Consider the following 25,466-nt stretch of genomic DNA (forward strand, 5'->3'; position numbering starts at 1 on the left):
TTGGCAGCTGAGCATAAGACAGGAACGCGTGGGCCTGTTCTGATAACAAGGCCTGAACCATCGGCATCAGTGACGGCAGCAAAGCTCGCCGCACTTGGTTTTTTGCCGGTTTTGCTCCCTTTGAGCCGTACTTTTGCTCTGGAATTTTCTGTCGGGAATCAACCTTTTGACACGCTTGCTGTAACCAGCGCGAATGCATTCCGGTATGCGTCGGTCGAGTTTCTGAAGCCTTATAAAGCACTGCCGCTGTTTGCTGTCGGTGAAGGCACCGCGCGCGCCGCGCGCGATATGGGCTTTGAGAAGGTTATTGAGGGCGGCGGTGATGCCGTTCGTCTGGCATCGTGCATGGCAGGGCATTTGCCGGAAGGCGCAAAGGTTTTGTATCTCGCGGGGCGGATACGTCAGCCAATCTTTGAAGAACGGGTATTGCAGGCGGGCCTCAAAATGCAGGTCTGCGATGTTTATGACGTTGAGCGGATTGATTACTCCGATGATGAAATCAGAGCGCTTTTGCCCAAAAGTCCATTTGTCGCGGTCCTGCTTTATTCAGGCGTTGCAGCCCAATATTTGGCTCGGATGATGCCGCAGATTGAGGCCGCATTTGGCCCGGATACCCGCTTTTTGTGCATTTCTGGTCGGGTTGCTGAGCAATTACCGGAGACATGGAAGGCGCAGGCACTCACCGCCGACCATCCCGATGAGCAGGGGATTTTTCGTTTGTTTTCCAAACTTTGACTCTTTTGGGCGCAACCTTCCTTCATCTCGTGATTTTATCTGATAAGCTTTACAAACATTCTTTGCACACCGAGAGGACCCATGGCGAAATCTGGCACTCCGCGGCATTCCAAATCGGCCAACAAGCCCGTGACGATCAATCTTGATCCGTCGGATGTTAAACGCGTTAATGAAGCAGCAGCGCCGAAGGTGACGCCGGCTGCTGAGCCAGTGGGGGATGCGGTGGTGAAAACTGAACCAAAGCCAGAAGAAAAGCCTCCGTTTAAGCCAGAAGCTAAAACAGAAAAGCCGCCCTTTACGGCGGGCGTGAAGCCGGAGGCACCACGTGCTAGTGCAGCTACTTCCGTACCAGCACAGAAATCGGGTTCAGGTGGCTCTCATCTGCTGGCGGGTGTAGCAGGCGGTGTGATCGCAGTGGCGGGCTTGTTTGCGCTGCAATGGGGCAATGTTGTGCCATCGCCAGGCGCAAGGGTGACTGCAGAGCAACTGGCCTATATGGAACAGCAGATTGCAGACCTACGTTCCAATCCAGCGCCTGCGCCACTTGATGATGCCAGCAAGGCGCAGCTTGCAGATTTGCAGAAAAACGTCGAGGCAGCTGAAATCAAGGCGGAAGCTGTTGCAGGGACTTTGACAGAAGTTCAGCAGCAATTTGCGTCGCTTCCAAAGTCAGATGCTGCGCCTGTTGATGTCTCAGTGTTAACCGAGCGTCTCAGTGCGCTTGAAACGCAGTTAAGTGACGCGAAGAATCAGGCTGATCAGGCCGCAGCTGGTGTTTCCGGCAACAGTGGCACGATTTCAAACCTTGAACAGAAGCTGGTTTCGCTTGAGGGCAAGGTAAGTGAAAGTGCGCGCCAGCCCGATGCGTCGGTATTGATTGCTGCCAATGCGCTGAAGACTGCGATTGATCGCGGTGGTTCATATAAGGCTGAGCTTGATACGTATGCCTCGGTTGCTCCGCAGGATAAGACAATTGAAGGGTTAAATGCCTTTGCGCATTCAGGTGTGCCGACAGTTGCTGATTTGAATGCATGGTTTGGGCCTGTCGCTAACAAAATCATCGCCACTGAAAACAAACTACCCGCTGATGCAGGTGTGTGGGATCAGTTGGTAGCCAGCGCAAAGGGGCTTGTCAGTGTGCGTCCGGTTGCGGGCAATGTCAGCGGAACTGGAGCAGGGCCAACGACTGCTCGAATGGAAGCAGCGCTTCACGCCGGTGATCTGGAGCGTGCCATTTCCGAATGGGAGCAGCTTACCCCTGATGCAAAAGCTGTTTCGGCAGAGTTTGCGAGCCAGCTAAAAGCGCGTCACGACGCCGATGCACTTATTCAGCGCGTCGTAACTGAAAGCATCAAGCCAAAAACCGCAACAGACGCCACGGCGCCAAACTAAGGAGGCGTCCATGCTGCGTGTGATTTTTTACTTCGCTATTGTCGTTGTTCTGGGGTTTGGTTTTTCCTGGCTTGCGGATCGTCCGGGCGAGCTTGATGTCACCTTTGCTGGCAATCATTACAATGTGCCGCTGATTACCGCTGCCGCAGGTGTAGTGGCAATTGTTGCTGCAATTCTGATCCTCTGGTGGGTCATCAAAAGCACCATTCAATCGCCTTACACGCTGCGCCGTCATTTTCGTTCGCGCAAACGCGACCGGGGGTATCAGTCGCTTTCAACAGGATTGATTGCCGCTGGTGCAGGGGATGCAGAAGCTGCGCGCCGCATGGCAAAGCAGGCAGGCACGTTGCTTGATCCTGATCTCGAACCGATGATCAAGTTGCTGGAAGTTCAAACGGCCATGCTTGAAGGCCGTTCGGATGATGCGCGCAAGGCATTTGAGGCAATGGTTGAGGACCCAGAAACCCGACTTCTGGGCTTGCGCGGACTTTATATCGAGGCGCAGCGCATGGGTGCACGAGAAGCGGCACGTCACTATGCGACAGAAGCCGCGAAACATGCACCGCAGCTTGAATGGGCGTCCTCTGCCGTTATGGGGCAGCTTTGCTCGGAAGGCGACTGGGATGGCGCGCTTAAACTGGTGGATGCGCGTAAACAGGCCCTCTCGCATAGCAAGGATGTTGTTAAGAAGGAGCGTGCAGCGCTTCTGACTGCCAAAGCAATCGCAACTGTTGATGTCGATCATGCAAATGCCAAGGCTATTGCGCTGGAAGCCAACAAGCTTGCGCCTGATCTGGTGCCTGCAGCTGTTGTTGCAGCACGAGCATTGTTTGCTGATGGTGAAGTGCGCAAGGGGTCGAAGGTTCTTGAGGCTGCGTGGAAGCGTGCGCCGCATCCAGATATTGCTTCGACCTATGTTTATGGCCGCGCTGGAGACACAGTGCAGGACCGTCTCAAGCGGGCAAAGCACTTGGTGACGCTCAGGTCCAATAATGCCGAAGGCAGTCTTGCACTTGCGCGGGCTGCTTATGACGCGGGCGATTATCGTCTGGCGCGAGAAAATGCCGATAAGGTTCTGCGCGGTTCGCCGCGCGAAAGTGCTTATCTGCTGCTTGCCGACATTGAAGAAGCCGAAACAGGCGATCAGGGCAAGGTGCGTCAGTGGCTTGCACAGGCGGTTAAAGCGCCGCGCGATCCGGCATGGACCGCTGATGGCTATGTGTCTGAACAGTGGTCGCCTGTATCGCCAGTGACCGGACGCTTAAATAGCTTTGAATGGAAAGTACCTGTCGAGCAGCTTTCACCGGTGATTGAAGTGGAAAAGCCCGAAATTGCAGCGGCTGTTGACGATTCTGTTGTTAAAAATAACGCAATCATTCCAGCTGAAAAACTTAAGCCCAAGCCTCAGAACGATGATGTGATTGAGGCTGAGGTGGTGTTGCCAAAGCCGAAACCTGTTGAGGTAAAGCCAGAGCCGAAAAAACCTGAAATCCAGCAGGTAGAGAAGCCAGCAATTATCGATGCAGCCGAGCCGGATAGTGACGAGGCAGACAAAAAGCGGACGGCTCATATCATTGTGGATGATCCCGGCGTTGATGAAAGCAAGGCATCACAGAAGTCGCAAAACGGGCTTCGCCTGTTCTGAATTGGCGTTTTAGCGGGTAAATTGTTGCCTAAAGACCACGACGATGCCGTCTTTCGCTGTTGAAAGGCGGCATCGTCGCTTTCCAGTCTTGTCTCATATTTTCATCTCGCTAGTTTTAAAGCTTCTAAAGAAGAGCAGACCGAGTTGGTCTTTTGCGGTTTGAGACTTGGCGAGGGTGAATGTTCGAGCGGTTGCTGGATTTTCTGAAAGAGTTACCCGGAAACGGTTTACGTGAGCGGGGCGAAAAGTTTTCCGACGATGATCCAAGACTGGCTGCGGCAGCATTGATGTTTCACATCATGGATGCTGACGGTGATGCGCGTGAGGTAGAGCGCGCTAAGCTTTCCGCCATGCTTGCGCAGAAATACGGGTTGAAGGGCGATGCCCTTAAGCAGCTTATTAGAGCTGCCGAAGAGGCTGATCAGGAATCAATCAGCCTTTCGGATTTTACCTCTGTTCTCAAACGCCATCTGGATTATCAGGCCCGGCTCGATTTCATCGCCCTGATGTGGAACATCGTCTATGCCGATGGTGTTGCCAGCGAAGTAGAGGTTGATGTGATGTGGCGTGTTGCCGATCTGATTGGCATCAAAGCTGAAGATCGGGATCAGATCGAAACACGTGTTCAGGCCGGAAATATCATCGCGCCAGAAGCCTGACGCGATGATCAAAAGTTAAGTGCGTCCTTGCAGATTGCGTGCTTTGCGCAGCTGCGGGAACATCGCGGCCCATGCAGCAGCAACTGCGATGGAGCCTATTCCGCCGATAACAACCGCTGGCACTGCGCCAATGGCCGCAGCCATAAGCCCCGCACGAAATTCGCCAAGTTCATTCGATGCGCCGACAAACACCATATTGACCGCATTGACGCGTCCGCGCACATGGTCTGGTGTCCAGAGCTGCATCAGAGTTTCGCGGATATAGACGCTGATCATATCGGCAGCACCCGCAAGAGCCAGAGCGATAATCGACAACCAAACGAGTGTCGAGACGCCAAAGATGATATTGAACAGGCCAAACAGAGCCACAAACACGAACATCACGCGGCCCGCGTGGTCGCGGATCGGATGACCCGCGAGCCAGATCGCGGTCAGGACTGCGCCGATCCCGGGTGCAGAGCGTAGCAGACCTAATCCCCATGGGCCGAGATCAAGAATATCGCGGGCATAGATTGGCAAGAGTGCAACCGTGCCGCCAAGCAGAACCGCAAAGAGATCAAGCGAGATAGCACCCAGAACGATCTTTTCTTTCCAGATATAGCGGAAACCAGCAAGCATGGAGGTAAGCGAACGCTCCTCCATCGTCGTATGTTGCTTTGGTTTTGGGATTGAAAAAATCAGAATCGAGCCTGCAATCAGAAAGACTGTTGCTACACCATAGGCTGCAAGATGCGAGATACCATAGAGCAATCCACCGGCAACCGGGCCGACAATTGTTGCCACCTGCCAGGCTGATGAGTTCCATGAAACTGCATTTGCAAAATCTTCTGTTGGAACAAGGTTCACAACAAGAGAGGCCGAAGACGGTCCAAGAAATGCACGGGCAATGCCAAACACCAGCAGCGCTGCGAAGACGATTATCGGTTCGAAATCGCCGAACAGCGTGAGCAGCAGCAGAAATGCTGTGACACCTGCTTCCAATATCAGCGACAAGCCCATGACAAGGCGACGGCCAAAGCGGTCGGCAGCAGCGCCTGTAAAGAGCACCAGCAGCAGGGCTGGTAGAAACTGCACGAGCCCGACCATGCCGAGATTGAATGCATCGCGGGTCTGGTCATAAATTTGCCAGCCGACAGCGACGCTCACGATCTGAACGGCAAATGCGCTCAGGAAGCGCGCGGCCCAATATTTTTTGAACGACGTATGGCGGAATGCGGCGTAGCGATCCGCGTGGGTGGCATCAGTGCTGGGGGACATTGCTCAGAACATCTGTGAAAGGGAGTTCTTTCTTATAGTAATTTATTGCGAGCAATGATCACTTTTTCTTGGAGAATCGAAATCTTATGAAAGAGTTGGTGTAGTTTGCTGCCAAATCTTAGTTTTGGTGCAAAGAGACCGGCCTAAGCCGGTCTTTTCGATGATTACGCATTCGTATTGGTGGTCAGTCCTTGCCGAGAAGGCCTTTCCAGATAATCGCCCCTATGGCTGCACCAACTAGCGGAGCCACCCAGAATAACCACAATTGGCCGAGCGCGTTGGTTTCGGCAAAGAGAGCTGCCGCCGCTGAACGTGCCGGATTAACTGAGGTATTGCTGATGGGGATGGCTACGAGATGGATCAGCGTAAGGGAAAGACCAATGGCGATTGGTGCAAAGCCTTTTGGCGCAGAAGATGATGTTGAGCCAAGGATCACGATGAGGAAAAATGCGGTGAGCACAATTTCTGCAATCAATGCAGAGGTGAGGCTATAACCGCCGGGTGAAAGTTCGCCATAACCATTGGATGCGAAGCCACCGACGGTAAAGCCAGCTTTGCCCGTGGCAATGAGATAGAGAATGGCTGCCGCAGCAATGCCGCCCAAAACTTGCGCAACCCAGTAGGGAATGAGGTCTTTTGCAGGAAAACGACCGGCGACCAGAAGACCAAGAGAGACGGCTGGATTAAAATGACCACCCGAAATCCCGCCTACGGCATAGGCCATCGTAAGGACGGTGAGGCCGAAGGCGAGAGCGACACCGGCAAAGCCGATACCCAATTCAGGATATGCCGCAGCAAAGATTGCGCTGCCGCAGCCGCCGAAAACAAGCCAGAATGTTCCGAAAAATTCCGCAGACAATTTATTCAACATGGAAGTCCCCAGTGTTGGTGTCGTGATAATGCCAATGCGAATCAATTTTTCAAATATATATCTAGCTATTTTTCGCTTCAATTACATTTTATTGTTAGTTTATTTTATGAATATTTCTAATATTTAATATTATTATCAAATTTGGTTTTATCCCGTCAGCTGTTATTTAAAGTTCCGCTAATTTATCAAATATACTTGATAAATCCGTAATTTAGCCGCTTTTGCGCCTTAATTTAAATCATGCATGTTTTCGTCGAGTATATTGCGGTGATGGGTGAGCACGGGCTATAAGAAGCTTGTTCATGCAGATAATTGCGATGAAATCGATCTTGGTAAGCGGGTGTTTCGTGGGGCGTTTTAGGGAGTTGCCAGTCTTGAATATTCAATTTCAGGCGCGAACATGCAGACTGGTTTTACAATCCGCCATGGTGATTGGCATCAGTGCGGCTGTTTCCGGCTGCACCGCGACGACATGGTCAGAAACGGTCAGGATCGATAGCAGGCCGCCAATGCCAACGGAATGTGCAGGCTGGCAGAGGATTGATCTTAAACAGCGAACGACGATGATTTTGTTGCGGGAAGACGCACGCCTCGTCACTGACATTGATTCCCACAATCTCAAAGGCCGTAACCTGGGCTGTTGGGAATAATCAGCATCCGTTTTAGTTATTAATTTGCATCGTTTATGCCGCAATTATTTTTTGCGGAGTGGTTTGGTGTGTCCGCCCCAAGATTTGCCCAATTTTTCTGCGTTATAGAAAATCAAATCTCTCGTAATTTTTACAGGTGATTTCGACATAATTAACCTCACATTAACCATAGGGGTTAAAGGTCATTTTAAATTAGATTTCATCCGCGGCATTGATTGGTGTGCGGACAATTTAGAGAAGCGCAGCGGTGATACGTTTTGAGAATGTTGGCCTGAGATATGGCATGGGGCCAGAAATCCTGAAGGATGTCAGCTTCCATATTCCGCCGCGCTCATTCCAGTTTCTGACTGGACCATCAGGCGCGGGCAAGACCTCGCTGCTGCGACTGTTGTTCATGGCGCTGAAGCCTACGCGTGGACTTATCAATATTTTTGGCAAAGATGTCGCGCGTCTTGACCATAAGGCTGTGCCGTTGCTTCGTCGCCGTATTGGAATTGTGTTTCAGGATTTTCGTCTTCTTGATCACATGACGACCTATGAAAATGTTGCGCTTCCATTGCGTGTACGTGGCAAAGAAGAAGCCACTTATCGTCATGAAGTCGAAGAGCTTTTGCATTGGGTTGGCCTTGGTGATCGTATGAACGTGCTGCCCCCTGTTCTTTCAGGTGGAGAAAAGCAGCGCGCGGCAATTGCGCGTGCGCTGATTGATCAGCCGGAACTGCTGTTGGCCGATGAGCCGACGGGCAATGTCGATCCACCACTTGCAAAACGTTTGTTGCGGCTTTTCGCTGAGCTTAATCGTTCGGGCACTGCGGTTATTATTGCGACGCATGATTTATCTTTGATGGATCAGGTCAATGCTCGCCGTATGATCATAGAACATGGGCGGCTCGATATTTATGAATAATGCGAGCAGAAATAGCCAAAGCGCTTTTGCGAAAGCCATGACAGATCTCCGCATACGCTTTGAAGATCTCAAAGATATGCTGCTGGTGCGCATTGGTAAACGCAGAAAGCGTCAGGGACCAAATCCGATTGTTCCGGATGGAAGTGTAACCGGGACAGCTTTGGTCACTGTGATTGCGATTATGACCTTTCTTGCCTGCCTCACGCTTGGCGGCGTTACCCTTGTGCGAACATCGGCTGCGCAATGGCAAAGCCAGATTGCACGTGAGGCAACCATCCAGATCAGGCCTGTCGACGGGCTGGACATGGAAAAGGCTTTGTCGGATGCCAGCAGCATTGCGCGCGGTTTTTCCGGGGTCAAAGACACCAATATTATCGACAAGGATGCAACGGCACGGCTGCTTGAACCATGGCTTGGCAGTGGCCTGAATATCGACGAACTGCCAGTGCCGCGTCTTGTCGTTGTCACGATTGATGAGAATGCGCCGCCGGATTTTGAAACCATGCGGGCGGAGATTTCACGCGCTATTCCTAGTGCAAGTTTTGATGATCATCGCACATGGGTCGACAGGCTCGTTTCGATGGCCAATACGACGGTGCTTATAGGTACTGGCGTTCTGTCACTGGTTATTGCTGCAACGGTTTTGACGGTGATTTTTGCTACGCGCGGCGCGATGTCAGGCAACGGCCATATCATTGAAGTTCTGCATTTCATCGGCGCAGAATCAAAATTCGTTGCGCGCGAATTTGAATGGCACTTCTTCCGCACGGCGCTCAAAGGTGCCTTGTTTGGCGGCGGTGCGGCTATGTTTGTGTTCTTCTGCTTCTCATGGTGGGCATCCCGACGCATGGGAACACCGGCTGGCGATCAGGCCGCGGCTATGTTTGGCAATTTCGCCATTGGTCGCGAGGGCTATATCGGCGCTGCAGCAATCATCATTCTTGTGAGCTTTTTGACGATGCTGACAAGCCGGCTGACGGTTGTTCGTCAGCTTGCGACGATGGATGGTCCGGGAGTGCGGGCTGAATGACGGCTTTTTTTGCTAATACCGATCGCAAATCGCGAATTTCGGGCAGCTTTCCGACATATCGCCGCAATGGTAGCTATGATGGCAAGTCGAACGAAAACGCAGTTGAATATCGGGAAAGCAATGATGCAGCGGCAGGCCAAGAGGCAGGGGCGCATATGGGCGCTGTGGTATGGCGCCGCAGTAGCACTATTGACGCGCCTTCTGGCCTTGCACTGGCGGGCGCTAAATTTCTATGGTCGCTTTTAATGCGTGTATTCCGTCGACTTCAGCCTGTTTCCATTTTTCTGTTTTTGGTGATTGTCGCCTTTCTGATCGGCTTTGTTGCGTTCAGTGAGAAAGTGACAAGCATGCAATCGCCTGCATTGGATACGCCTGCTGATGCAATTGTCGTTCTGACAGGTGGTCAGTCCCGTATTCAGGCGGCGCTTGACCTTTTGAAAGATAAGCAAGGCAAGCGACTGCTGATCAGTGGCGTGCATCCTTCGACCAATGAAAAAGATTTGCAGCGCGCTACCCATACGGATGCCAGCCTGTTTAACTGTTGCGTCGATCTTGATCGCTCAGCGCTGAATACAGTGGGGAATGCGACTGAAAGTGAACGCTGGATACGCGCCAACAAGTATCGCCGTGTGATTGTCGTTACGAACAATTACCACATCCCACGCAGTATTCTTGAGATGTCATCGAGGATGCAGGACGTGGAATTCGTGCCTTATCCGGTGGTCAATGGAGAGAAGCGTGCTCATAGCTGGGTGGCTGAAAGCGATACGCTCCGCGTGCTATTTATCGAGTATATTAAATACATTGGCGCGGCCATTCGAGTGGGCGGAGCGAAGATTTTCGGCGAAGCCGCCTAGTCCTTTCGAGATCGTGCGCAATTGATCGTCTTTCAAAACGATTTCCTTATGGAAAATTCTCGGCTTCCTGATATATCGGGTGCCGCTGCTTTCTCAGAAAAGCCTCCAGTTTCTCTGCTTAGTTGCTCCAAATGCTACAATTTGGAGCGATGGGTATAACCAAGGTTATCGCCGATACGATGCTTCTCTATCTGCGCTCCATTTTGTTCAATCTCGCCTTTTACATCGGTACATTTGTGCAGATGGTTCTCTACACACCATTTTACTTTTTGCTTCCGCGCAAGAAGGCATGGATCGTACCGAAGACATGGGCACGCGTTAATCTGTGGCTGCAAAAATATATTGCAGGTACTGACTATGTGATTGAAGGCCTCGAGAATATTCCTGAAGGCGCTTATATCGTCGCGCCAAAGCATCAGTCGGCATGGGACACTTATGCATTCCTACCGCAGCTGGATGATCCGGTTCTGATCCTCAAACGTGAGTTGATGCGGATACCGCTGTTTGGTTGGTATGTCGCAAAAATGGAAATGATCCCGGTTGATCGTGGATCGCGCGTAAAGGCACTGCATTCGATTACAGTTGGTGCGCAGAAGGCGATTTCTGAAGGCCGTCAGATTTTGATTTATCCCGAAGGCACACGTCGTTCGCCGGGTGCGCCGCCAGAATATAAATATGGTATCGTGCATCTTTATGATGCGCTGAAACTTCCAGTTTTGCCAATTGCGCACAATGCGGGGCTTTATTGGCCGCGCCGTAAGTTCTTTCGCTTTCCCGGCACAATTCGTTGCAGAGTCTTGCCACTCATTCCAGCAGGACTGGAAAAAGAAGAGTTTCTGCGTCGTCTGATCGAAACGACGGAGACGGCTTGCGATGAACTGCTTGTTGCAGCAAGCCGCGATGTTAATGCACCACCTATGCCACCGACAGCCGTTCAACGGTTGAAGGAACTCAGTGAAACAACCACAACTCCCGAATAACTCGATTGCGCTTTGTTACGTCAGAGGGAACGACAATTCGTCACGTTTTGTTGAAACTTCGTTTTTCTTGCACGCAAACATGAAACCCGTTATCAGAGCGCGACACGAAAGGACCCATCATGAATATTGATGCTATCTCGATTGGTAAGAATCCGCCAGAAGACATCAACGTAATCATCGAAGTGCCAGTTGGCGGACAGCCGATCAAGTACGAGATGGACAAAGAAGCTGGTGCCCTGATTGTGGACCGTTTCCTTTATACGCCGATGACCTATCCGGGCAATTACGGCTTTGTTCCGCATACGCTTTCAGAAGATGGCGATCCGATTGACGTTCTGGTGTGCAATACCCGTCCGCTGATCCCGGGTTGCGTGATTAACTGCCGTCCAATCGGCGTTCTTGTCATGGAAGACAATTCCGGCAAGGATGAGAAGATCATCGCAGTTCCTTCGCCAAAGCTGACACAGCGCTACGAAAAGGTGCATGATTATTCCGATCTTCCGGAAATCACACTCAAGCAGATTGCGCATTTCTTTGAGCACTACAAAGATCTGGAACCAGGTAAGTGGGTTAAGATCGGTGACTGGGGTGATGAAGATTACGCACGCAAGTTCATCGTTGAAGCGATTGAACGCGCTAAGAACAAGTAATCGACCTTATATGATTTAAAAAAATGCCCGGATGAAAATCCGGGCGTTTTTGTTTGTCTTACTGCTTTGCTTCTTACAAAAGTGCTGGAAGCAGCGTCGTCCACATGAACTGACGGATGAAAAAGATAATCAGCAGCAGGACGATCGGCGAAAGATCGATGCCACCGAGATTTGGCAGGATATTGCGGATCGGACGCAGAACCGGCTCGGTAACTTTGTAAAGAAATTCGCCGATTGAAGCCACAAAACGGTTGGAAGAGTTGACGACGTTGAACGCATAGAGCCATGAGAAAATGGCACTTGCGATGATGATCCACGTATAGATATCGAGCGCCAGATCAATGGTGCGAAACAATGCGATCATAAAAAACTTCTCCTTGAGAACTTGCCGAGATGTAGCGGTTGCATTGGGCAAGAACAAGGGTTGGGCATCGTGTGATTAGAATTTTTAACGCGCTAGCGATGTTTGCGTCTTGAGAAAATTGTAATAGCGAAGAAATTTATAATAAGTGCCGATTGAGTTCGATGTTTTTACGCACGAGATCTGTAACATGCTCAAGCGTGTGATCACGAACCCGCATATTGTGCAGATGTTCGAGTGTGTTGGCAACGTAATCGACATTCGCGCCAGATTCGCCACGTGCAGAAGCCACAATCGCAGCAGCATCTTCGGGCTTGAGCGAGCCAGCATATTGCTCATGGCGGCGGTCGGCCACATAGGTTACGGCTTCAACATCGCGCCCGTCTACTAAACGTAAACGCAGTCGCTTTTCATGATAAACCTGATGCGACATTTCTCGCTCGCGCAGATAGATCATCACTTCATCGGTCATATCGCCGGGAACGCGGAAGGCAATGCCAAGGCATGATCCACCAGCATCGAGCCCCAGAACGAGCCCGGGATGATCCGGCGTGCCACGATGAACATGCGAATAGATGCACAAGCTTCGGCGATAGCCATGCAAACGCGCGCGTACAGTCTCCACATGAGCGAAACCCGGTTTCCACATCAGTGAACCGTAACCGAATACCCAGAAATCATTCATGTGTTGATGGTCGGTGTGCTTTGTCATGATGAGAATCAATATATGTTCAATTATGACGAGTTTTTATCGTTAATCTCAGAATATCCAGCATTTTTTGATGAGCTGAACTTCACAAGACTCAATCCTGCCATAATATAGCCACCTGTTGCAGACAGCACGTTGATGAGTGATTTTTCGTGTTCGCAACAAACATCATGTCCCGCTAACCAAGTATTTGATTAAACAGAGGCTTTTTTGATGGCGCATGCTGGTATCGAAACCCCAAAATCCAGAAAGCGTCCGATCACGATTGCGATTATCGTTCTTGTGCTGATAGCCGCCTATACGGCTGGCTGGTTTTATGCTGCCGATAAGATTGAAGTAAGGGCTAAAGCTGACATAGCCAAGCTGGCAGCGCAGGGCGTTGGCGTTCAGTGTGAAAATCTGCATATGGGCGGTTACCCGCTTCGCGTGGATGTGGTTTGCGCCAGCATCTCATGGCAGAAGCCTTCTGAAGGTATGGCGCTGCGTGCCGGGCGATTTACGTCTGGTTCTCCGGTCTATGCGCCACGTTCACTAAGCAATGAGTTGACCGGGCCAGCTTTTGTCGAGTTTCCGGGTGTGCAGCCCCTCGAAATCAACTGGGAAAAATTTACCTCCAACACGCGTCTCGCACGACCTTTTCCAACCGAGATTGAGCTAAACGCACGAGACGTTATGGTCGGATTGCGAACCGAAACCACGACCACTGAGCAGATTAGCAAGCTTGAGCAGATGAATTTTCGCATGAGCAATGAGGAAGGTCAGCTCAAGATCAACGGTCGTTTCGCTGGATTGAAGCTCGAACCCTATATTATCGGCAATGCCAAAAGCCCAGAAATTGATGGCTTGGTGGATATAGCTGTTGCGGATGCGGCCACTTTCCTTGCTCCGAGTTCTGCACCATTTAACGAACGGATGCGCGGTCATAGCGGTGTTATCAATCAAGCATTTCTCTCGATGCCAAACGGCGCAATGCTGACGGTCTCTGGGCCTTTTTCAGTTGGTGAAAAAGGTGAAATTGATGCTGACCTGAAAGTTACCATGGTCAACTCGCAATCGTTCGCACAGGCTGGCCAGACGGTGTTTCCAGAACAGGGCGGCAATATTGCAACTGTCCTTTTCGCTCTTTCCGCCATGCCGAAAGACGAAAACGGCAACCCTGTTATTGATATTACCGTTCGAAAGGGGAAAGCCAGTGCTGGCTTTATCCCGCTTGGGCGTTTGCCCAACCTATAAAGAAAAGGGCAGTATGTGATACTGCCCTTTTTTTATTTCTTGTCGCTTGTTTGTGAGGCTGCCTGACGTCCGAAGTTCGGTGCATCAACTTCCTGACCCGCATCAATGATGCTGCGACGCACGGCCCGTGTCCGGGTGAAAAGATCAAACAGAGCTTCACCATCGCCCCAGCGGATCGAGCGCTGCAACGAGGCGAGATCTTCCGAGAAACGCGCCAGCATCTCAAGGATTGCGTCCTTGTTATGCAGGCAGACGTCGCGCCACATGGTTGGATCAGATGCAGCCAGACGCGTAAAATCGCGGAAACCTGACGCCGAGTATTTGATGACTTCCGATTTTGTCACCTGTTCAAGATCGCTGGCGGTGCCAACGATGTTGTAAGCGATGATATGCGGAAGATGCGAAACAATGGCCAGCACCAGATCATGATGCTGCGGGTCCATCTGATCAAGGCGCGAGCCGCAATCCGTCCAGAAGGCAGAAAGCTTGTTTATGGCTGCCTGATCCGTGTCTGGCAGTGGCGTGAGAATGCACCAGCGATTGTTGAATAGCTCGGCAAAACCTGCATCAGGACCAGAATATTCAGTACCAGCAAGCGGATGGCCGGGAATGAAATGAACGTTTTCTGGCAGTTCCGGCTGCATCTGCGCAATGACAGATGCTTTGGTTGAGCCGACATCGGTAACGATTGCTCCGGGCTTCAGATGCGCAGAAATCTGTCTGGCAACTGTGCCGGATGAGCCGACAGGAACCGATACGATAACGAGGTCGGCATCTTTGACGGCTTGCGCACTATCGGTCGAGTAGCTGTCGCCGAGGTTCAGTTCCTCGGCGCGCTTTAATGTTTCAGCACTGCGTGTTGCAATGGCGATATGATTGGCAAGACCTTCGCGGCGAATGACACGCGCCAGCGATGAGCCGATAAGGCCGATACCGATGAGCGCGATTTTTTCAAAATGAATCGTGGACATCGTCTTATTTCAAAAACTCGGTCAGAGCTGCCACAACGCCACGATTGGCCTCTTCAGTGCCAACAGTCATGCGCAGTGCATTTGGGAAGCCATAGCCTCCCACACGACGCAGGATATAGCCGCGCTTTGAAAGCCACTCATCGGCCTTATCTGCCGAATGTGTGGAATCTTCCGGGAAATGGAACAACAGAAAGTTTGTGACAGATGGAGTGACGCGAAGACCAAGCTTCGTGAATTCGTCTGTGAGCCATGACAGCCATTTTTCATTATATTCGACCGACTTCACCACATGAGCGCGGTCGCGGATTGCGGCAGCACCAGCAGCGATTGCTGCTGAGTTCATGTTGAAAGGCCCACGGATACGGTTGACCGCATCGATAACGTGCAATGGCGCATACATCCAGCCGATACGCAGGCCCGGCAGACCGTGAATCTTCGAGAAGGTACGGGTCATGACGACATTTTCGTTCGACGATACCAGTTCAAGACCGGACTCATAATCGTTGCGCCGAACATATTCTGCATAGGCAGCATCCAGCACCAGCAGAACGTTCTTCGGCAGACCTGCATGAAGACGACGCACTTCCTCAAACGGCAGATAGGTGCCGGTCGGATTGGCGGGATTGGCAATGAAGACGATCTTCGTGCGTGGTGTTACGCCAGCAAGAATCGCGTCGACGTCGATGCGCTCGTTCTTTTCCTTTACCGTAACAGGCGTTGCACCAGCGCCAAGCGTCTGGATTTTGTAAACCGCAAAGCCATGTTCGGTGATGATAGCTTCATCGCCCGGAGCCAGATAGGTCTGGCAGATCAGGCCGAGCAATTCATCCGAGCCATTGCCGCAGATGATGTTGCCGATGTTAAGCCCCTGCGATTCAGCGATTGCCTCGCGCAATGCCTGCGCCTGACCGTCTGGATAAATCGCAAGCGTATCGGCCAAATGTCGATAGGCCTCAATTGCATGAGGGCTGGGGCCGATTGGCGTCTCATTGGAGGAGAGCTTATAGACCTTTGCAACGCCTTCGACGTGTTCCTTGCCTGGTACATAGGCTGCGATATCGAGCAGGCCGGTTTTAGGCTGGGGACGGGAAAGGTCTTGCGTATTGGTCATGATTTTGGCTCCGCCAAAAGGACTGATGTTAAGGTTGCGTAGCGGGCATAAACCTCTGCTGCGTTCAAGTCGAGAAAAACCTTACTGTGAAAGGTTGCAGCGCTATTTTTTGGGTTCTTTTGACGCGGTTTTTCTCAACCCGCTGACCGGTGTTCCCTGTGGGGCGAGAACTGGCACGAAGACACGACGCGATGAGCGTTGTGCGACAGGCAGTCCCTGATAGAGGCGCTTCTGCGCTTCGACCACCAAAACGCCTGAAAATAGTGGCCAGAGCTTGCGGGCAATACCTTCGATTGCCATGCACGGACGCATCATCCAGCGGCGTTTCACGGGTGGGAAATGCAGTGCATTGCTGATTGTATTGACGCTGAAATTTGCCTCACGCAAAAGTGCCGTCAACTGTGTGCGGCTATAGGGGCGGCCACTGCCAAATGGTGTGCGGTCGAGACGTGCCCAGACACCACGACGGTTTGGCACGACGATAACGAGCCGTCCGTTCGGGGCCAGTACGCGCCAAATTTCTTTCAGCGTTTCCGAAGCGTTTTCGGCATATTCGAGTGCATGCACCATCAACACCCGGTCGATGGAAGAATCAGGCAGCGGTAGTTCTTCGTCGAAGACGAGTGCAGTGCTTGATTTGCCCGATGATGGCCATGCAACGGCACCCTGTCCGGCAGGCATGAATGCGAAGCTTCGTTCGGTATCTGCGCTGAAACGGTCGAGATAGGGGAGGCTATAGCCAAGGCCCACAAGTCGTTCACCCGGAACATGCCCCCATAGTGCCGCAAGCGCCATGCGAATGGATCGCTCGGCGAGATGACCAAGGGTGGTTTCATAAAAGGAGCGGAGTTCGATAATGTCCGGATGCATGGCAGGCACGCTATATCAAATCAATGAAATGGCAAATGATTATGCACACTTCATCCGTTCTCAAACTCGTGCACTGCAAAAGGGTGCATTTTTCTGAAAGCATGCTATAGAGCGTGCCTTTCAGAGCGAAGTTATGCTTATAAATCAGGAGACGCAGCAGATGCCTCAGGTTGGCGGAAAAACCATCGACGTGCTTTTCAGCCCGGAGGAAATCGCTGCGCGTAATCTCGCGCTGGCAAAAGAAATAGCAGGACGTGACTTTCACAATCTGCTGACGATTTCGATCCTCAAAGGCTCGTTCATCTTTGCAGCTGATCTTATTCGTGCCATGCACGATGCGGGTGTGGAGCCCGACGTCGAATTCATCACCGTTTCCAGCTATGGCAAGGGGACGACAAGCACTGAAGTGCGTCTGCTACGTGACATCGACAGCGATGTGAAAGACCGCGATGTTCTTCTGATCGATGACATTCTCGAATCAGGCAAGACGCTCAAATTTGTGCGCGAGCTGATGATCGAACGTGGTGCGCGCAGCGTCAGCATTGCTGTCCTCCTCGACAAGAGCGTGCGGCGCAAGGTTGATCTGGATGCGGATTTTGTCGCCTTCGAATGTCCCGACTATTTCGTCGTCGGCTATGGCATGGACGTCGCGCATTCGTTCCGGCAGTTGCCCTATGTCGGTCACGTCCGGGACTAACCCAGAGATTTCGGCACTTTATTGCGCATTATCCGACGCAAAACCGCTACGCACTTTTGCTGGAAATGCTCTAACGGCCTGCAAATGGCGCTTTTCTGCGCTTCCGGTGCTCACGTACTTTAAGTACGCTGCGCGCCGGTTCTCGAAAACCACCATTTCCGGCACGTTCTAAGTAAAATCTCTCGCGGCTAGTGGCGTGCGTTTCGGAAAGGCTGATCGCGGTTTGATCAGTCGAACTGCAACAAGCGCTGGAGATATTCTTTTTCCATCTGTGGCGTGAGTGCGTCGCCGAGCTTTCGACGAATTTCATCCAGAATCTCACGTGCGCGCTGAATATCAATCTCACCGGGAATCTTGACGCCATTCTCATTCGACATGCCGTTGCTGCCCTGCTGACGCCCGAGTGGATCGCGGCCATTCTGTCCTTGTCGACCATTCTGGCCTTCGCCTTGCTGCCCCATGGCTTGCTGCATTTGCTGCATCATATCGCGGCCACCGCGGCGCAGAGCCTCCAGCGCATTGCCTTGCTGGTCTCCGGCTTCTGAACCTTCGTTGCGACCCAAAGCATCTCCGGCATTCCCCATGGATTTGTCTGCGTCAGAGAAATCCTTATTTGGATTTATGCCCATGCCTTTCAGGTCTTCGCCGAACTTTTTCAGTTCTTGTTGAAGTGCTTGCTGCTGCTGTTGCAGCTTGCGCATAGCTTCAGCCATTTCCGAAGATGTTTCACCGGACTGGCCGCCTTGCTGAGATTCGCCTTGCCCCATGGTTCCATCATCACCCGGCAACATATCTTCATCGCCGAACTCGCCGCTGCCATATTGCTGCTGCTGCATTTGCTGGTCGAGCTTAAAAGTCTCATTCATCATCTGTTGCTGGCGGCGCATAAGATCACCCAGCTTGTTCATCTGCTGCTGCATCTGATTGGCTTGGCCCTGACCTTGCCCTTGCTGACCGGGTTGCGACTGTTGACCCATTTGCAGGTTATTCATTAGGTCCTGCAATTGCGACAGGAGCTGTTCAGCCTGATCACGTGAACCCTGACGCGCCAGATTTTCAATCTGGTCCATCATGCGCTGCAAATCCTTGTCGGTCAGCATCCGCGCATTCGGGTCCATAGGCTGATTACGGGCGTTCGGGTTTTGCTGCTGGCGCTGTGCAAATTCGCGCAGGAATTGCTGCATGGCTTCACGCAGTTCCGCAGTCAGCTTCTCGATTTCTTCCTGTGAGGCACCATTTTGTAATGCATTGCGCAGGGCTTCTTGTGCCTGACGCAGACGCTTCTCTGCTGCCGACAGATTGCCATCTTCGATGCCCAGTGCCACCTGCCACATATAATCCGCTGTATCGCGCAGTGCATCGTCGCCTGTTGCCAAGCGCAGACGCGTATGGATGGTCACAAGGCCGAGATAATGGGCTTTGTCCTTAATCGTCTCTTCCGGGCGGATCATCAGCGCTGAAAGCATATCGCGTACATGATCACGCTGCGTTGCATCGAGTGCAAGAATCCGACGCTGTTCGGCGACGGCTTTCGCCAGCGGATTGGAGAAAGGACGTTCCGGAAGCGTGATGATCTTGGTCTCGCTGCGACCAAACTTGCCTGCAGCATCGGTTGCTACGAGCGTCAGCGCTACTTTCTGACCAGCCCATGGGTGTTGGGTCAGGTCTTTGGATGTTGTCGCTTCTTTGGTTCCGCGACGCGGCAACGCAAGTGGCAGGTCGGGCGCGTCATAGAGCGGTGCCGTTTCCTCGTCCTCGTGGTCAATGTCGAGCGGAACTATTTCGCCATAGGCTTTGACTGCGCCGTAATCGTCGGAAATTTCATAGCTGAGCTGCAAAGTACCGTTTAGTGCATGGCCCGGTTCTTTGCTGAAACGAATAGTCGGTGGATTGTCTGGCGTTACAGCAAAGGTCCAGCGGGCATCTATGCCTGAAAGATTGAGCGTCTGGTCCTGTTGCAGATCATAGCGGAAATTCCGGCTATCATCGACGCTTGTTTGCTGCTCTTCTTCGCTTTGCTTTGGTGCAATGGGCTTTATCTCTGCGCGATGGCCTGTGGCATCGGTCGTGGTCAGTCGTTCGGAACTGCCGCCGATGATACGGATATTGACGACGCTGCTTTGCGGCACCTCTATCGGTTTTTCGACATTTGCATCATCCAGCGCTGTGCTGAGGAATATCGGCGCACGACCGGTATAGGATGGCGGCGTTACCCAGGCATCAATGCGCGCAACGACACTTGCCGAACCGGCACGGATATTAAACGCATCGGCAATCTGGCCGCTATTCGGGCTGAGGCTATAGGCGGCGGCAGTCACGAACAGCAAGGCCACGACAGCACGCAGTGCATAAGGATCGCGTTCAGGAATGTGCGGACGTGGAACACCGGATTGCAGATTTTTCAACCGCTCGGCCATGCGGCGCTGATGTTCCTGCCAGAGGGCAACGGCAAAGGGATCGTTGGCGCCGGTCGCCATCTGTCCAGTCTGGACGGCCAATGGCTCGTGAATCAGTCCATTCACATCTTCAATGCGGGCGGTAATGGCCCCGTCATCGGGAAGGCGAAAGCGGAAAGGCAGATAAAGCGCAATCAGCCCTGCAAGGCCAAAAAATCCAAGCACGCCAAGATGCAGCCAGCGCGGCATGAGCGCAAAAAGCCCAAGCCAGCTTAGGCTTGTAAAAAGGGCAATCAAAAGAATCAGCGGTAACACGAGCGGCCATGCCCGCTCGAAGCTGATTGTCAGAAAGCTTTGTAGACGCAGGCGCCGAAGGGCCGCACCCTCGCCGGAAAACAGGCGGAAAAACGCATCGCGCTTGCGAATTGGCAAGTCTTTGCTGTCTTTTGTCTGTTGTGTCATCGGGTCTTTCTGATGCGTGTAACGCCTATGGTTGTTTCATAGAATAACACGCATCATGGCAAAGGCGAGGCTAGGCACCTAATTTATAGCCAATCAGGCACGGAATCGAGTGCCAGAAGCTCTTCATAGGTCCGGCGTGGACGAATGACGTGATAACGATCACCATCCACCAGCACTTCCGGGATCAGAAGACGGCTGTTGTAGGTGCTCGACAGAACCGCGCCATATGCGCCGGTCGTGCATACGGCTATGAGATCTCCGGGAGCAGGCTTCGCCACTTCACGGTCAAGGCCGAGATAATCGCCGGTTTCACAAACAGGGCCGACAAAATCGGCACGAATGCGTGGGGCGTTATCTTTGGTTTCCAGAACAGGCTTGATGTCGTGGAAGGCTTCGTAAAGCGTTGGCCGGATGAGATCGTTCATCGCTGCGTCAACGATGATGAAGTTCTTGGCGTCGCCTTCTTTGACGAAAATCACTTCTGTTACCAGAAGACCTGCATTGCCGACGATCAGACGACCTGGCTCGAAGACGGTCTTAAGGCCAAGCGGCTTGATGTGCTTGGCAACGATTTCCGCATAGGCCACAGGCAGCGGCGGTGGGTTGTTATCGGTGCGATAAGGAATGCCCAAGCCTCCGCCAACATCAACGTGGCGGATATTGTGACCGTCGGCACGCAATTCCTCAACCAGCTGAGCCATCAGCGCAAATGCATTGTCGAAAGGCTCAAGATCAATGATTTGGCTACCGATATGCATATCAATGCCGACGACATCGATACCGGGAAGGCTAGCCGCACGCGCATAGGCCTGACGGGCTTTTACGCGTGGAATGCCGAATTTGTTTTCGGATTTGCCAGTCGAGATTTTAGCATGGGTCTTTGCATCAACATCGGGATTGATGCGCAAAGACACCGAGGCGACCTTGCCTGCTTTCACTGCACGAGCTGAAAGGATTTCCAGCTCTGGCTCGGATTCAACATTGAAGCAGTAGATGCCTGCTTCCAGTGCAAAATCCATTTCATGCGGTGTTTTGCCAACGCCGGAGAACACGATTTTGTTTGCCGGAATACCTGCGGCCAACGCGCGGCGAATTTCGCCTTCTGAAACCGTGTCAGCGCCTGCGCCAAGCTTGGCAAGCGTCTTTAGAACAGCCAGATTGGAGTTGGCCTTTAGCGCATAGGTTACCAGCGTTTCCATATCCGAGAAAGCTTCGTTGAAAACGCGGAAATGACGCTCAATGGTTGCGCGGGAATAGACGTAAAAAGGCGTGCCAACCTGTTTTGCAATCTCGGGCAGGCTTACATTTTCGGCATGAAGAACGCCGTCGCGATATTCAAAATGATTCACGGGAAACAATCCGAATGGGGGAGGAATTACAGGATTTTGTCGAGGATGAAGGGCTTGTCTTCCTTCGGTTTTTCGACGGTACGACCCTGTTCATTGGTGATGAGCTGCGCTGGCGGTGGCTCAAGTGGGCCTTTACGTCCGCAAGCGGCAAGAGTGGCAGCAAGGGCTGCGATCAGAAGCACGGAAGAAATGGCGGAGCGGCCTGTCATCAGCTTTGGTTCCCGGAATTTGTCTATGGGTCAGGTCTAACCCAAAATATCAGAAAGTGAAATCACTCCTTTAAGAGTGACTTCACCAGGATGGTCAGCTTACGCTTTCGCGATACGATTTTTCCAGTAGGCAATCTGCTTGCGCACTTGCTGAGGAGCGGTGCCGCCAAATGACTGGCGGCTTTCAACCGACTGCTCAACCGTCAGATAGCCGAAGATCGCATCGGTAATGCCCGGGTTGATCGACTGCAGATCTTCAAGTGTGAGAGCAGCGAGATCGACCTGCTTGCTTTCAGCCAGTGCTACGGCGCGACCAGTTACATGGTGCGCATCGCGGAATGGAAGGCCCAATTCACGCACCAGCCAGTCAGCAAGATCGGTTGCTGTTGAATAGCCGGAACCAGCGGCCTTTTTCATGCTGGCGACATTGATAGTCATGTCGCGCACCATGCCTGACATGGCAGCGATTGCGAGTTCCAGATTTTCAGCAGAGTCGAAAACCTGTTCCTTGTCTTCTTGCATATCCTTGGAATAGGCGAGCGGCAGACCCTTCATAATGGTCAGAAGTGCAACCAGCGAACCATTGATGCGGCCGGTCTTGGCGCGAACGAGTTCGGCAGCGTCCGGGTTTTTCTTCTGCGGCATGATCGAGGAGCCGGTCGAGAAGGCATCAGATAAACGCACGAAATTGAACTGCGGAGTCGACCAGATGACGATTTCTTCAGCGAGACGCGACAGATGGCCCGCGCAGATTGCAGCCAGTGACAGGAATTCAAGCGCATAGTCGCGGTCGGAAACGCTATCCAGCGAATTGCGGGTTGGCTCGCGGAAACCAAGCGCTGCTGCTGTCATGTGACGATCAATCGGGAAGCCGGTTCCAGCAAGGGCTGCGGCACCGAGAGGTGATTCGTCCATGCGTTCAATCGCATCACGCACGCGAGACAGATCACGGCCAAACATTTCGACATAGGCCATGCAATGATGACCAAAAGTGACAGGCTGCGCGGTCTGCAAATGTGTGAAGCCCGGCATGACGGTTGCTGCATGTTCTTCGGCACGTTCAAGAAACGCGTTGATGAGGCCTTCAAGAGCAATAGCCGTTTTCTGCAATTCCTGTTTAACCCAGAGGCGGAAGTCAACCGCCACCTGATCGTTGCGCGAGCGGGCCGTGTGCAGACGTCCTGCCGATGCGCCAATGAGATCGGCCAGACGCGCTTCGATATTCATGTGAATGTCTTCGAGCTTGCGCGAGAAGGTGAATTTGCCGTCTTCGATCTCTTTGAGGATGGTTTTTAGGCCGTCTTCGATCTTTTTATGATCGTCTGCCGCAATGATGCCTGTCTTTGCAAGCATGGCTGCATGGGCGAGTGATCCCTGAATATCCTGCGCATAGAGTTTGCGGTCGAAGCCAATTGATGCATTGATCTCTTCCATGATCGCATCGGGTCCTGAGGCAAAACGGCCGCCCCACATCTGATTGCTTGATTTTTGTTCGCTCATGCTCGTATGCCTCGAATGCAAGACTAGGAAAGAAGTGACGCGAGATGGCAAAAGACAACGATAAGGCTAAGTCAGGAAATCGCAGGATCGTCTATCTTGCCGCTCTGGCCGGTGTCATTGCCGGTATAGGCGCGGTATACGTGATGGAACGGCCTTCTGGCAATGCTACACCCAGCAAAGTTTACGTTCAAAGTGATGAGGCTTCCGCACAATGTGCGTTGAAGGCCGATAGTCTGAAGAGCCTTGATCAAGCTGCAACCGGAAGCGTTGCCGCCATGCGTGCCGCAGAGAAGCCGATTTCAGTGGCTCATATCGCTTTCACTGGACCTGATGGTAAGCAGATGACGCTTGGTGATTATAAGGGCAAGACGCTGCTTGTGAACCTCTGGGCGACATGGTGTGCGCCTTGCCGCGAAGAAATGCCGGAACTGGATAATTTGCAAGCGGCAAAGGGCGGTAGCGATTTTGATGTGGTTGCCATCAATATTGATACAGGCTCGGACGAGAAGCCGAAGAAGTTTCTTGAAGAGATCGGCATCAAGAGCCTGAGCCTCAACCGCGATGCCACTATGTCGAGCTTCAATGAATTAAAGCGCAAGAATCTCGCATTTGGCCTGCCTGTGACTTTGCTGGTCGATAAGGATGGTTGTCAGATTGCATCAATGAATGGTCCCGCACCTTGGGATGGCCCGGACGCTATCAAGCTGATTGAAGCTGCGCAGAAACTTTAGATAGACAAATATTCGGTTCAGTGGCTTCCTTTCCATAGCGAGAGGAAGTTTTCTATGAGCATTGAAGTCTGGCTGGCATTTTCTGCCGCATCCATTGTGCTTTTGGTTATCCCGGGGCCAACGGTTTTGCTGGTGGTTTCCTATGCACTAGGGCAGGGCTGGAGAGCCGCACTCCCGATGGCAATTGGTGTGGCGCTTGGTGACTTTACCGCCATGACGCTTTCGATGCTCGGCGTCGGTGCGCTGCTCGCTGCATCGGCGACGGTCTTTACTGCGGTTAAATGGATTGGTGCTGCCTATCTCATCTGGCTTGGCATAAAGCTGTTTCGGGCCGGTGGCACAATGGACGCCAAGGCGCGTCACGATGAGGTCAAGCCAGTGCGGATGCTGCTTCATGCATGGCTGGTGACAGCGCTCAATCCAAAAAGCATTACGTTTTTCGTGGCTTTCCTTCCGCAGTTCTTAAGCCCGCATCGTGATTTTCTCACGCAGATGCTGGTTTTTGAGAGCACATTCCTTGTGCTGGCATTTCTCAATGCCTTCGCTTATGCGCTGATTGCCACACGCGCCCGTCGCTTCTTTGCAAATGAGCGTGCTTTGCGCATTTTCAATCGCGCTGGCGGGACGATGCTGATTGGCGCGGGCATTGCAACCGTCTCAATCCGATCAAGCTGATTTGAAACCGGCACGCTTGAGCTGAACAATTGCCAGTTCGAGTGCAGACAAAAAGGCCGAGCGGTCTTTAGGTGAAAACGGCGCTGGTCCGCGCGTCGTTTCGCCTGCGGAACGCAGCGAATCCATCAGATTGCGCGTGGCAAGCGTGTTGCCGATGGTGCTTGCCGTATGCACCTTCCCATTGGGTGCGATGACTGATGCCCCCATTTCAATCGACCGGCTTACCAGCGGAATATCTGCCGTAATGACAACGATGCCGGGACGTGAATTTTCAGCAATCCAGTCATCCGCCGCATCCAGCTTGTCAGAAACGATGACCCGTTCGACGCGTTCTGCATCGCGCGGAATGGCGATGTAGCTGTTGGCGACCAGGACAACCGGCAGATTGTGCCGTTCGGCTACGCGATAGACTTCCGCCTTTACCGGGCAGGCGTCGGCATCAATAAAAATGCGGATTGTGTCATTCTGAATATCCATGCCGTTTCATAGGCAGAAGCGAGCCATTTGGCAAATTGATCGCAACAATCAGTTTTATGCGATAGCGCAAAGCATGGAACGG

Annotated in this window: 26 protein-coding genes; 14 read left to right on the forward strand and 12 right to left on the reverse strand. The window is 52.3% G+C overall.

Annotated elements, in window-relative coordinates; genetic code table 11:
• From J2782_RS13145 to J2782_RS13160, 4 genes are all read left to right on the forward strand, one after another.
• Positions 1-735, forward strand: a complete 735-nt coding sequence (locus tag J2782_RS13145; RefSeq protein WP_310013251.1) for a uroporphyrinogen-III synthase — start codon at positions 1-3, stop codon at positions 733-735.
• Positions 736-816: 81 nt separating this feature from the next.
• Entirely contained in the window at positions 817-2,127 is a 1,311-nt protein-coding gene (locus J2782_RS13150; RefSeq protein ID WP_310013253.1) for a COG4223 family protein, read from the forward strand.
• 10 nt (positions 2,128-2,137) lie between these two features.
• On the forward strand, positions 2,138-3,772 hold the full coding sequence (locus J2782_RS13155) for a heme biosynthesis HemY N-terminal domain-containing protein (protein WP_310013254.1): 1,635 nt from the start codon (positions 2,138-2,140) through the stop codon (positions 3,770-3,772).
• A 179-nt stretch (positions 3,773-3,951) separates the two neighbouring features.
• Positions 3,952-4,431, forward strand: a complete 480-nt coding sequence (locus tag J2782_RS13160) for a tellurite resistance TerB family protein (protein WP_310013256.1) — start codon at positions 3,952-3,954, stop codon at positions 4,429-4,431.
• A gap of 15 nt (positions 4,432-4,446) precedes the next feature.
• On the opposite strand, the gene J2782_RS13165 is transcribed toward J2782_RS13160, so the two are convergent.
• A complete protein-coding gene (locus J2782_RS13165) occupies positions 4,447-5,688 on the reverse strand; it encodes an MFS transporter (RefSeq protein ID WP_310013259.1) in 1,242 nt (413 codons plus the stop codon).
• 184 nt (positions 5,689-5,872) lie between these two features.
• Positions 5,873-6,559 (reverse strand): aquaporin Z, encoded by a 687-nt coding sequence (gene aqpZ / locus J2782_RS13170; RefSeq protein ID WP_310013264.1) that lies wholly within the window; start codon positions 6,557-6,559, stop codon positions 5,873-5,875.
• A gap of 374 nt (positions 6,560-6,933) precedes the next feature.
• Here aqpZ and J2782_RS13175 point away from each other — a divergent pair, with 374 nt between their 5' ends.
• From J2782_RS13175 to ppa, 6 genes are all read left to right on the forward strand, one after another.
• The gene (locus J2782_RS13175; protein WP_310013269.1) at positions 6,934-7,209 is read left to right on the forward strand and encodes a hypothetical protein; all 276 of its coding nucleotides are present in this window, start codon (positions 6,934-6,936) and stop codon (positions 7,207-7,209) included.
• A 247-nt stretch (positions 7,210-7,456) separates the two neighbouring features.
• Positions 7,457-8,116, forward strand: a complete 660-nt coding sequence (gene ftsE, locus J2782_RS13180) for a cell division ATP-binding protein FtsE (protein ID WP_310013272.1) — start codon at positions 7,457-7,459, stop codon at positions 8,114-8,116.
• 37 nt (positions 8,117-8,153) lie between these two features.
• The gene (locus J2782_RS13185) at positions 8,154-9,146 is read left to right on the forward strand and encodes a cell division protein FtsX (protein WP_310013275.1); all 993 of its coding nucleotides are present in this window, start codon (positions 8,154-8,156) and stop codon (positions 9,144-9,146) included.
• On the forward strand, positions 9,143-10,003 hold the full coding sequence (locus J2782_RS13190; protein WP_310013278.1) for a YdcF family protein: 861 nt from the start codon (positions 9,143-9,145) through the stop codon (positions 10,001-10,003). The genes J2782_RS13185 and J2782_RS13190 overlap by 4 nt, the downstream gene beginning before the upstream one ends.
• Before the next feature lie 179 nt (positions 10,004-10,182).
• Positions 10,183-10,983, forward strand: coding sequence for a lysophospholipid acyltransferase family protein (locus J2782_RS13195; RefSeq protein WP_250041672.1), 801 nt, complete (start codon positions 10,183-10,185; stop codon positions 10,981-10,983).
• Positions 10,984-11,102: 119 nt separating this feature from the next.
• Complete coding sequence (gene ppa / locus J2782_RS13200; protein WP_310013280.1) at positions 11,103-11,633, forward strand: inorganic diphosphatase; 531 nt, start codon at positions 11,103-11,105, stop codon at positions 11,631-11,633.
• A gap of 73 nt (positions 11,634-11,706) precedes the next feature.
• Here ppa and J2782_RS13205 read toward each other — a convergent pair whose 3' ends face one another.
• Complete coding sequence (locus J2782_RS13205; protein WP_250041585.1) at positions 11,707-11,997, reverse strand: YggT family protein; 291 nt, start codon at positions 11,995-11,997, stop codon at positions 11,707-11,709.
• A 136-nt stretch (positions 11,998-12,133) separates the two neighbouring features.
• Entirely contained in the window at positions 12,134-12,706 is a 573-nt protein-coding gene (locus tag J2782_RS13210; RefSeq protein ID WP_310013283.1) for a gamma-glutamylcyclotransferase, read from the reverse strand.
• Between the two features lie 210 nt (positions 12,707-12,916).
• Between J2782_RS13210 and J2782_RS13215 the strand changes: the two genes are divergently transcribed.
• Positions 12,917-13,936, forward strand: coding sequence for a DUF2125 domain-containing protein (locus tag J2782_RS13215; RefSeq protein ID WP_310013287.1), 1,020 nt, complete (start codon positions 12,917-12,919; stop codon positions 13,934-13,936).
• Between the two features lie 32 nt (positions 13,937-13,968).
• Here J2782_RS13215 and J2782_RS13220 read toward each other — a convergent pair whose 3' ends face one another.
• The 3 genes from J2782_RS13220 to J2782_RS13230 all read right to left on the reverse strand — a co-directional run bounded on the left by J2782_RS13220 (position 13,969) and on the right by J2782_RS13230 (position 16,888).
• Complete coding sequence (locus J2782_RS13220) at positions 13,969-14,907, reverse strand: prephenate/arogenate dehydrogenase family protein (protein WP_310013290.1); 939 nt, start codon at positions 14,905-14,907, stop codon at positions 13,969-13,971.
• A gap of 4 nt (positions 14,908-14,911) precedes the next feature.
• Positions 14,912-16,018, reverse strand: coding sequence for a histidinol-phosphate transaminase (gene hisC, locus J2782_RS13225; RefSeq protein ID WP_310013292.1), 1,107 nt, complete (start codon positions 16,016-16,018; stop codon positions 14,912-14,914).
• A 102-nt stretch (positions 16,019-16,120) separates the two neighbouring features.
• The gene (locus tag J2782_RS13230) at positions 16,121-16,888 is read right to left on the reverse strand and encodes a class I SAM-dependent methyltransferase (protein ID WP_310013355.1); all 768 of its coding nucleotides are present in this window, start codon (positions 16,886-16,888) and stop codon (positions 16,121-16,123) included.
• A gap of 160 nt (positions 16,889-17,048) precedes the next feature.
• Between J2782_RS13230 and hpt the strand changes: the two genes are divergently transcribed.
• Positions 17,049-17,585 (forward strand): hypoxanthine phosphoribosyltransferase, encoded by a 537-nt coding sequence (gene hpt / locus J2782_RS13235; protein ID WP_310013294.1) that lies wholly within the window; start codon positions 17,049-17,051, stop codon positions 17,583-17,585.
• A 227-nt stretch (positions 17,586-17,812) separates the two neighbouring features.
• Here the strand turns inward: hpt and J2782_RS13240 are convergent, their stop codons facing one another.
• From J2782_RS13240 to argH, 4 genes are all read right to left on the reverse strand, one after another.
• A complete protein-coding gene (locus J2782_RS13240) occupies positions 17,813-20,443 on the reverse strand; it encodes a TIGR02302 family protein (protein WP_310013295.1) in 2,631 nt (876 codons plus the stop codon).
• 83 nt (positions 20,444-20,526) lie between these two features.
• Positions 20,527-21,792 carry a diaminopimelate decarboxylase gene (gene lysA / locus J2782_RS13245; RefSeq protein WP_310013297.1) on the reverse strand — a complete coding sequence of 422 codons (1,266 nt, stop codon included), beginning with the start codon at positions 21,790-21,792 and terminating at the stop codon, positions 20,527-20,529.
• A gap of 26 nt (positions 21,793-21,818) precedes the next feature.
• Positions 21,819-22,001, reverse strand: a complete 183-nt coding sequence (lptM, locus tag J2782_RS13250; RefSeq protein WP_007872064.1) for an LPS translocon maturation chaperone LptM — start codon at positions 21,999-22,001, stop codon at positions 21,819-21,821.
• A gap of 99 nt (positions 22,002-22,100) precedes the next feature.
• The gene (gene argH, locus J2782_RS13255; protein ID WP_310013300.1) at positions 22,101-23,501 is read right to left on the reverse strand and encodes an argininosuccinate lyase; all 1,401 of its coding nucleotides are present in this window, start codon (positions 23,499-23,501) and stop codon (positions 22,101-22,103) included.
• Positions 23,502-23,545: 44 nt separating this feature from the next.
• Here argH and tlpA point away from each other — a divergent pair, with 44 nt between their 5' ends.
• Complete coding sequence (gene tlpA / locus J2782_RS13260) at positions 23,546-24,232, forward strand: thiol:disulfide interchange protein TlpA (RefSeq protein WP_310013302.1); 687 nt, start codon at positions 23,546-23,548, stop codon at positions 24,230-24,232.
• Between the two features lie 54 nt (positions 24,233-24,286).
• On the forward strand, positions 24,287-24,907 hold the full coding sequence (locus J2782_RS13265) for a LysE family translocator (protein ID WP_310013304.1): 621 nt from the start codon (positions 24,287-24,289) through the stop codon (positions 24,905-24,907).
• On the opposite strand, the gene J2782_RS13270 is transcribed toward J2782_RS13265, so the two are convergent.
• Positions 24,899-25,384, reverse strand: coding sequence for a YaiI/YqxD family protein (locus tag J2782_RS13270; protein ID WP_310013307.1), 486 nt, complete (start codon positions 25,382-25,384; stop codon positions 24,899-24,901). The two genes, J2782_RS13265 and J2782_RS13270, sit on opposite strands and share 9 nt — an antisense overlap.
• Between the last annotated feature and the right edge of the window lie 82 nt (positions 25,385-25,466).

The organism is Brucella pseudogrignonensis (assembly GCF_031454375.1).
In the GTDB taxonomy this organism is placed as follows: Bacteria; Pseudomonadota; Alphaproteobacteria; order Rhizobiales; family Rhizobiaceae; genus Brucella; species Brucella pseudogrignonensis_A.